The sequence below is a fragment of the Tamlana sp. I1 genome (assembly GCF_015355625.1).
Taxonomy (GTDB): domain Bacteria; phylum Bacteroidota; class Bacteroidia; order Flavobacteriales; family Flavobacteriaceae; genus Pseudotamlana.
The window spans coordinates 16,624-33,538 of the sequence record NZ_JACLAF010000002.1; the positions used below are offsets into that span (position 1 = coordinate 16,624).

The 16,915-nt window shown below is 35.9% G+C and carries 9 protein-coding genes; 1 reads left to right on the forward strand and 8 read right to left on the reverse strand.

The window, feature by feature from the left end:
• Positions 1 to 253 precede the first annotated feature (253 nt).
• Complete coding sequence (locus H6X70_RS01585; protein ID WP_194765929.1) at positions 254 to 2,722, forward strand: TonB-dependent receptor plug domain-containing protein; 2,469 nt, start codon at positions 254 to 256, stop codon at positions 2,720 to 2,722.
• An 85-nt stretch (positions 2,723 to 2,807) separates the two neighbouring features.
• Here H6X70_RS01585 and H6X70_RS01590 read toward each other — a convergent pair whose 3' ends face one another.
• From H6X70_RS01590 to H6X70_RS01625, 8 genes are all read right to left on the reverse strand, one after another.
• Positions 2,808 to 4,475, reverse strand: a complete 1,668-nt coding sequence (locus H6X70_RS01590; protein ID WP_194765930.1) for an alpha-amylase family glycosyl hydrolase — start codon at positions 4,473 to 4,475, stop codon at positions 2,808 to 2,810.
• A gap of 3 nt (positions 4,476 to 4,478) precedes the next feature.
• Positions 4,479 to 6,365 (reverse strand): alpha-amylase family protein, encoded by a 1,887-nt coding sequence (locus H6X70_RS01595; RefSeq protein ID WP_194765931.1) that lies wholly within the window; start codon positions 6,363 to 6,365, stop codon positions 4,479 to 4,481.
• Between the two features lie 354 nt (positions 6,366 to 6,719).
• Entirely contained in the window at positions 6,720 to 8,540 is a 1,821-nt protein-coding gene (locus H6X70_RS01600; protein WP_228530241.1) for a glycoside hydrolase family 13 protein, read from the reverse strand.
• Positions 8,541 to 8,651: 111 nt separating this feature from the next.
• Entirely contained in the window at positions 8,652 to 10,766 is a 2,115-nt protein-coding gene (locus H6X70_RS01605; protein WP_194765933.1) for a glycoside hydrolase family 97 protein, read from the reverse strand.
• A 501-nt stretch (positions 10,767 to 11,267) separates the two neighbouring features.
• The gene (locus tag H6X70_RS01610; protein WP_194765934.1) at positions 11,268 to 13,571 is read right to left on the reverse strand and encodes a glycoside hydrolase family 65 protein; all 2,304 of its coding nucleotides are present in this window, start codon (positions 13,569 to 13,571) and stop codon (positions 11,268 to 11,270) included.
• A 93-nt stretch (positions 13,572 to 13,664) separates the two neighbouring features.
• A complete protein-coding gene (gene pgmB, locus H6X70_RS01615; protein ID WP_194765935.1) occupies positions 13,665 to 14,321 on the reverse strand; it encodes a beta-phosphoglucomutase in 657 nt (218 codons plus the stop codon).
• A complete protein-coding gene (locus H6X70_RS01620) occupies positions 14,321 to 15,700 on the reverse strand; it encodes an MFS transporter (protein ID WP_194765936.1) in 1,380 nt (459 codons plus the stop codon). Before H6X70_RS01620 ends, pgmB begins: the two co-directional genes overlap by 1 nt.
• A 138-nt stretch (positions 15,701 to 15,838) precedes the next feature.
• Complete coding sequence (locus H6X70_RS01625) at positions 15,839 to 16,879, reverse strand: LacI family DNA-binding transcriptional regulator (protein ID WP_194765937.1); 1,041 nt, start codon at positions 16,877 to 16,879, stop codon at positions 15,839 to 15,841.
• Positions 16,880 to 16,915 lie beyond the last annotated feature (36 nt).

A 16,915-nucleotide genomic window follows, 5' to 3' on the forward strand; every position in this document is an offset into this window, starting at 1 on the left:
TCTAAGAGTATTTTAGGAGGACTCTTGAAATAATTTTGTTCTCAATTAATTACACTACAAAGAAAAAACTTTTAGCCCTTTCCTTAAAGGATTTTAGATTTGTTTAACAGCCTCTGCCTCAAACTTTATAGTTTCCTTAAGATAGCACAACTTAATTGTTAATTTTTTAAGATTTAACTATTTGCACATTAAACCTTTCTTGTTTTTAAGCATCTAATACCAAGCCCTAGGTGGCGTAAAAATCTTAACTTTAATGATTAAAAAATTCATCCTTGGTATTGCCTTATTGGCGCTCCTATCATTTACTTTAGTTAGTAATTTTAGAGAAATAGTAATTAAAAAACTTGAAAACTACGCCAATAACTATCCTGAAAAACTATACCTACAAACCGATAAACCTTATTATACTATTGGTGATGATATTTGGTATACCGCATACCTTGTTAATGGAATTACGCACGAACGTTCTAAAAAAAGCAACATTATTTATGTTGAACTTATTGATGCTTCGCATACCATAATTGATAAAAAACAACTCTTCTCCGATGATGTAAGTGTGGCTGGCGATTTTAAAATTACCGCAGATTTAAAACCAGGAAAATACACCCTTAGAGCCTACACCAATTACATGCGCAATAAAAGTGGCGATTACTTTTTTCAGAAAGAAATTAGCATTTGGGATGTAAAAAAACCTATTAACACAGCGAGTATTGATTCCTTATTGCAATCTACTCCCGAAAAAAAATTAGAACCCAAATTTAAACCTACACTTAATTTTTATCCCGAAGGTGGTAACTTAATAAATGGTTTGCACTGCAAAATGGTTGTTAAGGCTAGTGATGAAAAAAATAGAGATGTTTCAATTCAAGGGGTTATTAAAAATTCAGACGGAGTTGAAGTATGTCCTTTTAAAACCCAAGATTTGGGTATGGCATTCATCACATTAAATCCTGAACCAAACAAAACCTATTACGCGAGTGTGTTTATTAATGATGAAGAAATAAAATATCCGTTACCAAAAGCACTTCCAAACGGCTATAAATTAAGCGCTGCAAATCATGGAAACCAAATTATTATAAACGTTGTTTCCAACACTGCATTAGGACTTAAAAATACTTTGTTAGTCGGACATGAGCGTGGGGCTTTAATTTTTGAAAAACTTGAAACCGAAGGCGTTCATGAATATTCGGTACAACTTAGCACAAAACTACTGCGTGACGGTGTTGCCAATTTTACACTGTTCGATAATAATGGCAGACCTGTTTGCGAACGTTTAGTTTTTATAGACAACCCCGAAAATGATATCAAAGTAAATGTCTCCCTTAACAAGAAATCTCCAAAAACAAGAGACAAAGTCACTTTAAAACTAAACTTAAAAGATAAGGACAGCTTACCCCTATCTGGGAATATGTCCATGTCTATCACAGATATTGATGCCGTTGGACAAAGCACAAAAAGTGAAAATATAAAAACCTACCTTTTATTAAATTCCGATTTACGCGGTACCATTAAAAATCCAGGTTACTTTTTTGAAAAAAATAACGATCCTAAAAGACGCTACCTTCTCGATTTAGTTATGTTAAGTCATGGTTGGAGACGATTTACTTGGACAGATTTACTATATAAAAGCCCTAGCCCAGATAAATACAATGCCGAAACTGGCCTCTATATTTCTGGAAGAACCCTATATCAAGATAAGAGTCTTACAAAAATATCGGCGGCCACTAGAATTACCTTCATGAGTAAGCCTCCGTTTCAAGACAAAATGCAATCCAATGAACACGGAATCTTTAAATACGGGCCATTCATTTTTAATGATTCTATGCCCGTACTTATTGAAGCTCGAGTTAAAGATTTCAAATCTGATGCAAACAAGAAAAACAGATTTGTTTCTATTTATTTAGACGCGCCTTTTAATAACAGCCCTAAAATAACAAAGCATGCCGTTATTAAAGATTTTATAGAAGACAGTACAAAAGTTATCAACTTCATCAATCAATCGAAAAACGAAATATTTATTGACTCGTTATATTTAGACAACGCCACAAGACTGGAGGAAGTTTTAATAACAGCTACAAGAGAAACAGAAGAAGAAAAACGACACAATGAATTAAATGATAGAACACTTCATGGCGAACCTAGTCATAGAATTGATATGAGCGAATATGAAAATTACCAATCGCAATCCATCTTTTTTTTAATTAATATGCTACCTGGAGTTTCTGCCCATAACGGATCCATATCAATTCGAAATTCGGGAACCCCAAAAATTATGCTTGATGGTGTTATTGTTGAATTAGAAGATATTGAATTCATGACAGGAGATAACATAGAATTTATTGATGTGCTAACAGGCATAGACGCTGCCATGTATAGTAATGCTGCAAATGGAATAATTGCTATTTACTCTAAGGAAGGTTCGTTTAATCAAAATTCAAACATCGAACGTAAGCCAGGAATTATCGATTTTACGGCTAAAGGTTTTTATACCGCAAGAGAATTTTATGCGCCAGATTATGACGATGAATTTAATGAAGCTTCAAAACAAGACATTAGAACCACCTTACATTGGGAACCAAAAATTAGATTATCAACACAAAATCCCAATGCTGAAATCTCATTCTTTACAAGTGATATTCAAACAAACTATGCTATAAAAATTGAAGGTATAACCGACTCTGGAACGCCGTTTTACCATTTATCTACTTTGGAAGTGGATTAACTGTAAGGTGTCACTTTTTGTATTGATTAATTTCAATGAAATAAAATGATATGGTATGGATCTAATTATTTTCTGATGGGTTTTCTTAATGACTGATATCTGCTTTTTCAAGAAGTACCAAATTAAAGTCTGAATGAATTTCCACATGAGCGTTTATTACTTTTGAAAGGGTTCCCGAATAGGCATCGCGAACTGTTGTTCCTTCTTCAAAAACATTGGAAACAGCGATATTTTTTATGCCTTTTTCTAAATTTAATCCGATAACAACGGCATCATTAAAATTGGTTTTATGATAACTTCTTGAAAACACATAAGGTGTTTGAGAAATCATATGATGCTTTCCTGCGCCTACTGACGGGTGCTTTGCTCTAAACTGCCCTATTTTTTGCCAATGATTTAAAATTGCTTGTGTTTCTGGATTTGATTTGACAGCCTCCCAATTCATAAACGTTCGCAAATTGGCATCGCCTACTGCCCCTTCAGCATGTAAAACCCTAGCCGATTCGTCGCCGTAATATATTTGAGCCGCCCCTTGTGATAATAATAGTTTTGTAGCAGTTTCAAATGATTTTTCTCGTTTAGCATCGAAAGGTTGCCCATCGTCATGGGACGTTAAATAGTTTAATACGCTATATCCTTTTAAATCGTTATGAAGTAATGCATCGTATTTTGAAAACATGGTTTCATAATCCAATTGCTGCGCATCCCACTTAAATTCAAAATTGATTAACTGATTGAAAGCCTTATCGAAATAATTTACTTTTTTATCGCCAAAATCGAATGCTTTCGTGGCGCTTATTCCGTAGTTATAAACTTCGCCCACTAAATAAAAACCGTTAGCATCTAAAACCTTTTCAGGGTTATTGGTTTTAAAATCAGCAAAAGCGGCATCTAAAACTTTTCTGAATTCCTGCCACACGTAGGCTTCCGTGTGTTTTACGGTATCTACACGGTAACCGTCAATGCCAAATTCGGTAACATAATCGGCCAACCATTTCATGATGTAAAATCGTGGCGCTCTAGGATAACCTGTTTTTTCAAAAAAAGCATCCAATTCGGCAATTTCTTGCTCGTAACGCCCTTCTGCTTTCCATTTTTCAACCAATTGCGTTGGAAGTTCTACACTATCGTTGCTTTCGGTTCTTATATCTGGTAAGTTCTCAACTAGCGTACAAGTTACCGTACTGTCGAAATTATGATAATCGCAAGCAGGTCCTGTACGCACCCAATCGTCTGGCCAAACAGGATCTTGGGCGGTTACTGGCCCTGTATGATTTATTACGGCATCTAAAACAATACGGATGCCGTTTTTATGCGCAACCTCAACAAGATGTTTTAAATCGGCTTTGGTTCCAAAATTAGGATCTAGGTTGGTCCAATCTTTAGTCCAATAGCCATGATAACCGTAAGTTACCCCAGTCCCTTCATCGGTGCCGCCATGAATTTGTTCTACAATGGGCGTCATCCAAATGGCATTCACCCCCAGTTTTGTAAAATAGCCCGCTTCAATTTTTTCGATAACACCTTTAATATCGCCGCCTTCAAAACCACGTAAAACGCCGGTTTCTTTATTACGGTTAAAATTCACATCGTTTGTAGTATCACCATTATTAAACCTATCGGTAAGCATGAAATATATGGTAGCTGCATCCCAATCAAAAGGCACAGCCTCGGCCTCCTTTAGCTTTTCTTGTTGATTTTGACATCCTACGAATAGCATTCCTAAAATAAAAAGTGATCCTAATTTAAGCATATCTTATTGTAATTTTAAGATGAAAGACTCTAAAGGTTTCAAAGTTATTTTTGCCACAGCTTCATTTTCTGAAACTTTTAACACGGTCTTATATTTATCATACAACAAATCTTCCAACAGATAATCTCTTGATTCCAACTGCCATGTTTTAATAAGTGCTTCTGGTAATTTCAAATTAATTTCGGCACCGTAATCTGCATCAAAATTACTTATAACAATAAGTTTTTCATTAGAACTCCAACGCGCATAAGCCAATTGTTTTGCCGTATAAAACTCGGTATCTGCTTTATTGTATTCGTGTAAATCTTGGTAGGCCCCCATTAAGGCTTCGCTAGAAATAGTCACGTTTAACAAACGCTTATAAAAATCGCGTAGGTTCAATTCTTCTGCAGTGGATTGGCCGCCATCAAATTGTTTATTATTCACCCAACGGTTTATGGTTGGTACACTACCATAATCGAAAATTGAAGTTCTTGAAGGATCTCCAAAACCTAAATCTTCGGCTCCTGGCTCCCCTAATTCTTGTCCGAAATAAATTAAAGTCGGTGATGTACTTATGGTTGCCGAAACCACCATGGCAGGTTTAGCTATTTGAGCATTTCCTGCAAATTCTGGGCTTGCAATACGCTGCTCGTCATGATTCTCTAAAAAGTGTAGCATGTGGTGTTCAATATCTTTTAAATCCTCTTGAATGGGAGGAATATTATCGGTTTTCCCATAACCTTGAATCACATGTTTTAAAGTGTCGTACAATTGTACTTTATCGTATAAGTAATCCATTTTTCCTTTACGGATATAATCGCGGTACAAACTTGGGTTATAAACTTCGGCAAGCAAAAAAGCGTCAGGATTTTTCATTTTTATAGCAGAATTCATGTAGCTCCAAAATTCAACAGGAACCATTTCAGCCATATCATAACGAAAACCATCAACACCTTTTTCGGTCCAAAACAAGGCAATATCTTTAAACTTATCCCAAGAATCTGGTACGGTTTTACCTTTCCAAAACTCGAAATGTGCTTTATAATCCTTCATATCGAAACCTTCGGGCAAAGGGTCAAAATCATGTCTTCCCTCGGGCGATACCCCGTAATTAATTTTAACCGTTTCGTACCAATCGTTAGGATCTGGTTGCGATAAACGCGAACCGTTCCCTGTCCATTTCGATGGGACTTCTTCAAACTTACCATCCGACAACGGATGCTTCTCCCCGCCTAAAGGCAAATAGCCATTTTGCCAATTGGGCACTTTAAAAGCCTCTCCCGGATTGTAATAAAAATTATTATTTACGCTATAAACCACTGTTTTATCGTCGGTTTCTCCAAAATCGGTAATCCCTTCTGGTTTGGAAATGCTTTTATAATTTCGTGCTACGTGATTAGGAACGATATCAATAATCAATTTTAAACCGGCTTTATGCGTAAGTTCTATTAAAGCTTCAAATTCTTGTAAACGCGCTGCTGGATTTTCGGCCAAATCTGGATTTACATTGTAATAATCTTTAACCGCATAAGGCGAACCGGCGCGTCCTTTTACCACATCGGGGTCGTCGTTAGAAATGCCATATTTTGTATAATCGGTAATGACATCATGATGCGGAACGCCTGTATACCAAATGTGCGTTACCCCTAAATCCTTTATTTCTGCTAAAGCTTTATCTGTAAAATCGCTAAACTTACCAACGCCATTTTCTTCAATGGTTCCCCAAGGTTTATTGGTCGTGTTTGTGTTGCCGAACAAGCGGGTAAACACTTGATAAACGACTTCTTTTCTTGATTTTTTATCGTTCGCCATCAAGTTATTTTCAGACAATACTTCTTTCTCTTTAGTGCCACAACTTACTAATACAACTAAAACCGTTACAATGGATACTACGCGAAGCTTTAACATGTTGTTTTTATTTAATTTCTAACTTAAAATTTATTTTTTCTGAATATTATTTTTCTATCATTCTCGTAATAAGCAATAGTGTTGTTCATTTTTTCCATTGATGAAAAAACGAACCAAAAAAATCTAGGCTTACGAATCTTTATCTAAATTTATCGCTCGACACCTAAATTTCAGAAACTCGCTTTGAAAATTATTGCTAGCTTCAAAAACTCGTTTAGCTCAAACAGTCTGAAATTTTACGGTGTTTTCACTTCAAATTTTACGATAAATTTTCGATAGGCCATACCCTACTTAACTTCAAAACGTTATTGTTGTAATTATCATACCTAATTTATGGTATCCACCAGCAGGATATTATTTAGTTGTTAATAAAAGTGGTCCTTTTTTTGAAAGTTTCAATGTAGCATCCCACTTGACCGCTTCACCTGAAATTACATTTTTAAGTGTTTTCCCTTCCAAGCCTAACTCTTTAAAATGTGACAGATCTAAATCAATGGGACTTTCATTTTTATTCAAAATTAACACCACAGTTTCATTGCCTTCGATTCTACTTAACAGATAAACCCCATTTTCTGGAGCAAAATGAATGGTTTTCCCTTTATGAATGGCCTCACTTTCCTTTCTGTAGTTCAATATTTTTTGAACAAAACCCTGCATATCTACTTGCTCCTTTGTTAAGCCTTTTCCTGAAAAAGCATTAACAGCATCGCCTTCCCAGCCGCCAGGAAAATCGGTTCTAATTAAACCATGATCGTGAGGTTTTGCAGTGTTTTGCATTAATATTTCTGTGCCGTAATACATTTGTACAATGCGTGGCATTAGGAATATATAACTCAATGCCATTTTTGTATTTACCACATTTTCTTTTAACTGTGTAAACACGCGATCCATATCGTGATTGTCTGGAAACACTAAAATCGCTTCAGGGTTGGTATAGGTAAAATCCATCGCTAAACCTTCGTACATTTTTACGAAACCTGTGCTCCAAGCCTCTTCTTCATTTAGAGCATTTACAATGTTTTCTTGCATCGGAAAATCCATCGTCGATGTTAAATGCGACTCGTAACCTTCCTTATTTGGCGTGCCTGTTTGCCAATAACGAACCAATAACGGATTGGTGCTCCACTCTTCGCCAACAATACTAAAATTGGGATATTCGCTCATAATGGCGCCCGCCCAATCGCTCATAAACGCTTTGTCTGGATACGGGTAGGTGTCTTGACGAATACCGCCCAAGCCTAAAGTTTCTATCCACCAAATATTATTTTGAATGATGTATTTCGCCATAAACGGATTCTTCTGATTTAAATCTGGCATAGACGGCACAAACCACCCTTCAGTCATGTCTTGCTTATCAATTTTTGAAGCATAAACATCCTGATTTGCTGTACGTCTATGATTTGAATTTTTCAGTTTACCCTTAGTTTCAAAAGTTTTTTGCTGATTTACCCAGTCTTCAAAAGGCAAATCGGTCATCCACCAATGGTTACTTCCGCAGTGGTTTGCCACCATATCCATAATTAATTTTAAACCACGCTCGTTCATTTCTTGAGACAATTCGATGTATTCATCTAAAGTTCCAAAACGCGGATCGACTTCATAAAAATCGGTCATAGCATAACCATGATACGACGATGTTGGCATATCGTTAGTTAACATAGGCGTTGGCCAAATGGCTGTAAATCCCAATCCGTGGATGTAATCTAAATTATTAATTATACCACGAATATCCCCACCATGCCTGCCATAATCATCTTTACGGTTAAGCACTTTCTCTTGCATGCTTTTAACCACATCGTTGGATGTATCGCCATTCGCAAAACGATCGGGCGTAATTAAATAAATGGCATCACTACTGTTAAATCCTATATACGCTTCCGCGGATTTGTCTCGCGCTTTCAATTCATATTTGTAAACTATTTTTTTACCTTTTTTAGGTTTGAAAACAATATCAAAACTTCCGGGTTTAGCTGAAGCAGAAATATTTAAATCGATGAATAAATAATTCGGACTTTTAGCGTGATGTACTTTGGTAATGCTTACGCCTTCATAATTAATTTCGGGAACAGCCTCCCCTATTTTGGGACCATACACTAACAATTGAAGTTCTGAATTTTTAAAACCCACCCACCAATTTGAAGGTTCAACGCGTGTAATTTGAGCATTTAAAGTCATACCCAAAACCAACACAACCAGTAACAGAGTGGCTTGTATTTTTCTACTTAATCCTTTTATATTTCTACTCATACGACACCTATTTTGTTTCTAAAAAATCTTCAAAAAAAATTATTTTACTTCCATAATGCTAATAGCATAACCACCTCCTGGTACAGATAATTGAGACAATTTAGTCTTATGGCTTACTTTCTTTTTAGTAATTACATAAGCTTGCGGATTGGTTTTGTAGTGCGCATCTTTAGCATCGGCATAAATGGTGGCTTCATACTTTTTATTTTTTTCTAAAAAGTCTAAACTTATTTTTGAAGTTCTAGCGTCATTGCCGTTTACATTGCCTACAAACCAATTACTGCTCCCTTTTTCTTTACGGGCTACAGTAATATAATGTCCAGGTTCGGCTTCTAAATAAATACTGTTATCCCAATCAATAGCCACGTCTTTTATAAACTGAAAAGCATCCATAAATTGCTCGTAATGCTCTGGTAAATCGGCCGCCATTTGCAACGGACTGTACATGGTAACATACAAGGCTAATTGGTTCGCAATAGTACTGTTTACATGCGAATGGTTTTCTGGATTTAATTTAGAAATGTCCATTTCAAAAATTCCAGGTGTATAATCCATAGGTCCGCCAATTAAACGTGTAAAAGGCAACACCGTCACATGATTTGGTTTTGAACCTCCAAAAGATTGATACTCGGTACCTCTAGCCGATTCGTTTCCTATTAAATTCGGATAGGTTCTTGCAATTCCTGTTGGACGAACGGCTTCGTGCGCGTTCACCATAATTTTATAATCGGCCGCCTTTTCAATAGCATATTGATAATGGTTCACAATCCATTGATTATAATGGTTTTCGCCACGCGGTAAAATATCGCCAACATAGCCACTTTTAACCGATTTGTAACCGTGATCGTTCATAAACTGATACGCTGCATCCATGTGGCGTTCGTAATTTCTAACCGATGCCGAGGTTTCGTGATGCATCATCATGTCGACACCTTTAGATTTGGCGTAGGCATGAATTGCTTCAACATCAAAATCTGGATAAGGGGTTACAAAGTCGAATACATAATCTTTAGAATGGCCATACCAATCTTCCCAACCTACATTCCAACCTTCAACTAAAACCGCATCAAAGCCATGTTTTGAAGCAAAATCAATGTAGCGTTTTACTTTGGTGTTATTTGCTGAATGCGTTTTATTTGGTGTCACTTTTGTATAATCGGTTACTCCTAATTGAACCGCTGGTAAATCATCGGTATATTGCCAAGAGCCTTTTCCTGTAATCATTTCCCACCAAACACCAATGTATTTTACAGGCTTAATCCATGAGGTATCTTCAATCGCACAAGGCTCGTTTAAGTTTAAAGTCATTTTAGATGCTAAAATATCACGGGCATCATCACTCACCATAATGGTTCGCCAAGGCGAGTTTGCAGGTGCTTGCATATAGCCTTTATCGCCATTTGCATCGGGCGTTAACCAAGATTCGAACACCATATTTTTATCATCTAAATTAAGATGCATACAAGAATAATTAATAAGTGCTGCTTCGTGTAAGTTTAAATACAAACCATCATTGGTCTTCATAATTAACGACGTTTGTACGCCTGTTGGCGAGAAAGAGGTTTGCGATAAATTATCGGTTACAGCACCTTCATAAAAACTACGAATTTCAGATAATTTCGATTCTGTATAATCATATTCTTGGGTATCGTAATCACCTGGAATCCAAAATGCGGTATGATCCCCAGCCATGGCAAACTGTGTACGTTCTTCCTTTATGGTGAAATACACTAAGTTTTTTTGCGCTGGAAATTCATAACGAAAGCCCAGTCCTTCATTAAACATTCTAAAACGAACCACCATAATACGCTCGGTTTCCTTTTGCGTTAAGGTGACTGCCAATTCGTTATAATGATTTCTAATTTGGGCTTCCTCGCCCCAAACCGGTTTCCAAGTTTCATCGAAAGTTGAAGTTTTTGTATCGCTTAAGCTGAAATTATTTAATAAAGACGTTTTATCATCCTTTAATTCAAGACCTAATTTACTGGTTTTAATCACTTCCTTATTTTTATATGCAAGTTTATAGGTTGGCGTACCATCACTTAAAAGCGAAAAATGCATGACCAAATCTCCGTTTGGCGATTTTAATTCTTGAGCTTTCATCACATGGACTAACATTAGGAAAGCAATAAGGATTATACTATTTTTTTTCATGAGATATGTGTTTTAATTTAAAAGCCGTTGTTTACTCTTTTTAAAGTTTTATTGTCCTTAATACTAATTTTCTGTTGCTCTTTGAATATGATAGTTTCGGTATGCATATTTATAATCTATTTAATAATGACCCATGAAATAAGTTTTCATTGATTTTCTCGCTATTTATTGATTGTTATAGTTATTAAAACACCCCCTATAATCCCTCTAGAGGATATTCCTTCTACAAGAATCTTTAAGAATGTACACATTATTTTAAACTACCTTAACCACTTGTTTTTGAATTTGAATTGAAAACGTGCAACTATCCACTTGAGGGAATTATAGTGTGTCCGCCCTGTAACAACACTAACTGTCTTCAATTAAATATATTCAAATTTCAATAATCACATAAAAGACAATCCAAACAAATAAACAACCCCAAAATGAATTGGGATTGTTTCAAACAAAAAAAAACTAACTATTAACAAAAACTCTTTTCAGAATTTTAAAAACTCACTTTTATGCAACAACAGATTTTTCTGCCATTACTTTTTGACCATTAACTATTATTGGTAAATCATGGTCACCATCAACCGTAAACGTGGTTTCGTTATGATTGATATTTACTTTCAGAATTTGATTTCTGAAATTAATTTTAAACGAATAAGCCTCCCATTCTTTGGGGATTTTTGGCGCAAAATGCAAGGTATCATCCTTAACACGCATGCCTCCAAAACCTTCAACAATACTCATCCAAGTTCCTGCCATAGATGTGATGTGGCAGCCTTCTTCTACTTCTTTATTATAATCGTCTAAATCCAAACGAGAAGTTCGTAAATAAAAGGTATAAGCCATATCCATTTTGTCTAAAACAGCGGCTTGAATGGAATGCACGCAAGGCGAAAGCGAACTTTCGTGAACTGTAAACGCTTCGTAAAACTCGAAATTTCGTTGTAATTCTTCCTTTGAAAAATGATCTTCGAAAAAGTAAAACCCCTGTAAAACATCGGCTTGTTTAATGTATGGTGAACGTAAAACACGATCCCAAGACCATTTTTGGTTTATTGGGCGCTGCGATTTGTCTAAATCTTTAACAGGAACCAATTCTTTATCTAAAAAACCATCTTGTTGCAAATAGACGCCTAATGCTTCCGATTTTGGGAAATACATATTATCTGCCACTTCTTTCCATGCCGAAATTTCGGCAACCGAAAGCTTGGTTTTTTCGATAATTCTACAGAAATCTGAGTTGTATTCTGCTTTGACCTTTTCGGTTTGTTCTGCTGCATAATCAATACACCATTTGGCTATATAATTGGTGTAAAAATTATTATTGATGTTATTTTCGTATTCATTAGGCCCTGTAACCCCTAAAATAACATATTGATTTTTTTGCGTTGAAAATGATGCTCTTTGATGCCAAAAACGGGCAATACCTATTAACACTTCCAATCCTTTTTCAGGAATGTATGAGTAATCGCCTGTATAACGGTGGTAGTTGTAAATAGCAAAAGCTATGGCGCCATTTCTATGAATTTCTTCATGGGTTATCTCCCATTCGTTATGGCATTCTTCACCATTCATGGTTACCATTGGATATAAAGCAGCGCCGTTTTTAAAGCCTAAATTATTCTTGGCATTCTCAATGGCTTTATCCAATTGATTATAGCGATACGTTAATAAATTTCGAGCTACTTTTTGGTCTTTGGTCGCCATATAAAACGGAATGCAATAAGCTTCGGTATCCCAATAGGTACTTCCGCCGTATTTTTCTCCTGTAAAGCCTTTTGGCCCAATATTTAAACGGGCATCTTTACCTAAATAGGTCTGATTTAAATGAAAAATATTAAATCGGATGCCTTGTTGCGCCTTAACATCGCCAGAAATAGTAATATCGGCCATCTCCCAAATTTTAGCCCAAGCAAACTCCTGCTGCACTAAAAGTTGTTCAAAACCTAGACTAAGTACTTTATTTAGTACCTTTTTTGCTGCTGAAACCAACTGTGAAGCCTCATGATTACGATCTACTGTATAGCCTCCAAACTTATGAATACAAAAAGTTTGATTTTGTTTTACAGTTGAAGCATGCTTAAAAGTGATGCTTTTATCGGTATACGAAACCGTTTCTTTAGCGTTTAACTTTTCACCATTTAAGAAATATTCCGAAGCCATAAACGTACAGGTTTTAAATTCTGTTTTCATGGTATATGCCTCAATAAACGCCTTGTTTTTATCTTGAGTGACCGCAGTGGTTTCCCAAAATTTATCGTCCCAATTCGTATCTTCATTAGTAATCCCTGAATCTAGATAAGGTTCGAAAGCAATCTCAGCATCCACATTTAAAGGCGTTACACTGTATGAAATGGCGCCAACCTCATCTAAATCTAAACTTAAAAAACGTTTTGTTTCTACAGCAATTTCAATGTTGTTAGGCAATGTTGCACGAAAAGAACGCGACAACCAACCTGCTTTCATATTTAATTCACGTTTAAAATTGGACACCGTTTTACAGGTAAACAAATCGAAAGAAGTGCCGTTTACAAACACGTTTATCCCAATCCAATTTGGCGCATTTAATACTTTTGCGAAATACTCTGGATAGCCGTTTTTCCACCAGCCAACGCGTGTTTTATCTGGATAATAGACGCCTGCGATATAACTCCCTTGAAAGGTTGGTCCAGAATAATGTTCTTCAAAATTAGCGCGTTGCCCCATGGCACCGTTACCAATACTGAATAAACTTTCTGAAGATTTAACGCGTTCAACATCAAACCCTTCTTCTATGATTGACCAATTATCTGGTTTTATATAATCTTGATTCATTTTATTTTTAGGATAAAGAATAAAGTAAAAGCGTACTCCTCCTAACGATGTATCGTTGAGACCCTGCTTTTCTAAATTCTATGTTCGGTTATTCTACTTGTTAATTAACTCTTTTATAAAGTCTTCGGAAATCTCTGAGAAGTCGTTAAAAATATAATCGGCTTCATGTAACACGTCTTTGCTTCCTATGCCTATAGATATCATATTTGCAATATTTGCAGCTTGTACCCCTGCAACAGAATCTTCGAAAACAATACAATTTTCTGGTTTAATTTTTATCGCCGAAGCGGCATTTAAAAACACTTCCGGATCTGGTTTTGCTTTACTTACATCGTTACCATCTACAATGGCATCAAACTTGGCGAGTAGATGTACTTTATCTAATATTTTTCTAGCGTTTTTACTGGCAGAACCTAGGGAAACCCCTTGGTTGTTTGCTTTTAAAAAATCTAAAACTTTTGGCACATCGATTAAGATTTCAGAATCGTCCATCTTATCGATATAGCCTAAATATTCGTCATTTTTTAAGGTCATTAAAGCTTGAAATTTGTCTTCGGAAACCCTTGTGTTTCCCCAAGCCAAAATTTTGTTAAGTGAGTCTACACGACTCACACCTTTAAGTTGTTCATTTTGAGCTTCGGTAAAATCGAATCCCAAACTATGGGCAAGGTTTTTCCATGCCAAAAAGTGATACTTTGCAGTGTCTACAATAACACCGTCTAAATCGAAAATAAATCCTTTTCTTTTCATTACTGTTCTAATTCTGGTTGGTATGAAATGGCCTGTTTATTTGTAATTAATAAATTACAAAGCCCTGCAATAATTAAACTAAAACCTGCCACTAACATGGCATTTATAGTTTCTTCTCCTAATAAGTTTGAAATGAAATTAATACCGCCAATAGCAGCTATAATTTGCGGAATAACAATAAACATGTTAAAAATGCCCATGATAACACCCATTTTATTTGGATCTACCGAGCTAGATAACATGGCATAAGGCATGGATAAAATACTCCCCCAAGCAATACCAACAAGAATAAACGAATATTTTAAAAATTCTGGCGACGGCACATAATACATAGATAAAAACCCTATGCCGCCTAAAACCAGTGAAAACATGTGTACATACTTTCTGTTAATGCGTTTTTTAGAAGTATAAAATGCTAGAATTAAAGCAAATGCCATAGAAGACAAACCATAAACCCCCATAGAAGACCCCACTAAATTGGATGCTTTTTGGAAGGCTGTATTGGCCACATCGAAAGCTTCGGCTTGTGCTGGAATGCTTAAATCGTACGCCGATTCTATTGGTGCTGGCGTATGAAACACATGCTCTGTTAAGGCTGGATTTGCCAAACTCCACATAGTGAAAAATGCGAACCAACTAAAAAATTGAATCAGCCCCAATTTCTTCATCGTGGTTGGCATATTGCCAATATTGTTAAGAATGTCTGGAATGAATTGATTTTTCTTAGCTTTTTCTTTTTCAAAGGCTTCCATGTCCTCTGGCGGATATTCGGAAGTAGTGAATACCGTAAATAAAATACTCGTTAAAAACACAAAGGCACCAATTCCGAAGGCTACTTTAACCGACATTGGCACAACACCCATGGGCGCAGAATCGCTAACTCCCAATTGTGAAACAAGCCAAGGTAGGTTACTTGCTACCCAGGTACCAATTCCGATAATAAGTGTTTGAACCACAAAACCATAGGAACGTTGTGAATCTGGCAATTTATCGGCAACCAAAGCGCGAAAAGGCTCCATAGACACATTAATTGAAGCATCTAGAATCCATAAAAAACCTGCAGCCACCCACAACGTAGGCGAATGTGGCACGATTAGCAAAGCCAGTGAGCTTAAAACAGCACCTATAAGAAAATAAGGCCTACGACGGCCCCATCGCGGACTCCACGTGCGGTCGCTTAAATAACCAATTATTGGCTGAACGAGTAACCCGGTTAAAGGTGCAGCAATCCATAACAATGGAATAGCGTCTTTATCGGCTCCTAAAGTTTGAAAAATTCGAGACATAAAGCCTCCTTGTAATGCAAATCCGAATTGTATTCCCAGAAAACCGAAACTCATGTTCCAAATTTCCCAGAAATTAAGGGCGCGCTTTTTCATTAATAGTATAATTTAAATTGATACTATTGATAAGCGGAAAAAATACTTATCAAAACTTACTTATTAGTTGAGAAGTAAAAATATAAGTCTTGATCGTTGGCAAATATACAAAAGATTTTTATTTGACCATGTTAAATTTTATTTAGTTGATTCCCTTTCAATCAATTCCGTTTCTATAACTACCGTTCTAACAGGGTCTTCGCTGGCTTCACTCTCTATTTTTTCTATAAGTAATGCCGCTGCAACCTCTCCTATTTTTTGTCCGTATTGAGTCACTGTTGTTAAACTAGGCGATGCATGCCTGGACAATACACCGTCTGTAAAACCGATAACTTGAAGATCTTCTGGAATTTTTCGTCCTAAATTTTTAGCAACCTTCATCGTGGTAATGGCATACAATTCGTTTACCGCAAAAACCCCATCGATGTCTGGATTTATTAAAAATAAAGATTTAATTTCTTCTTCTAAAACATCGATATAATCTTCGGTGACTAATTTATCATCAACCTTTAAAATAAGTTCGGGTTCGGGGGCTATTTCATGGTCATTCAATGCTTCAACATAGCCTTGTGTACGTAGTCTACCAACATTTACATAATCTTTAGTAGTGATTATGGCAATTTTCTTGCAGTTGTTTTTTATAAGTTTATTCACTGCTTTTTTAGCAGCTTCAACATCATTTATAATCACTTTATCACATCGAATATCACTTACCACACGATCGAACATCACAATAGGCATCCCTTGATTAATGGTTTCGTTAAGGTGATGATAATCTTGCTGCAATAAGGTTTCCTTGGAAATTGACATGATAAATCCATCAATACTTCCGCTGGCCAACATTTCCATATTTATAACCTCTTTATCGAAAGATTCGTTAGACAAACCTATAATAACATTATAGCCTTTTTTATTGGCTACTTTTTCAATGCCTTGAATAACTTTAGAAAAGAAGTGATGCACAATTTCAGGAATAAGAATACCTATGGTTTTAGTTTTCCTATTCTTTAAACTTAATGCAATATTATTGGGTTTGTAGTTGTAGTATTTAGCAAAAGCTTGAATTTTCTCTTTGGTTTCTTCGCTAATTTCCTTGCTATCCTTTAAAGCTTTTGATACGGTTCCTATAGACACACCTAGCTCTTTAGCAATTTGCTTTAAAGTAATTTTTCTTTTCATTTATCAGGATTTCTTCAAGTAAAGATATTGCTTTAA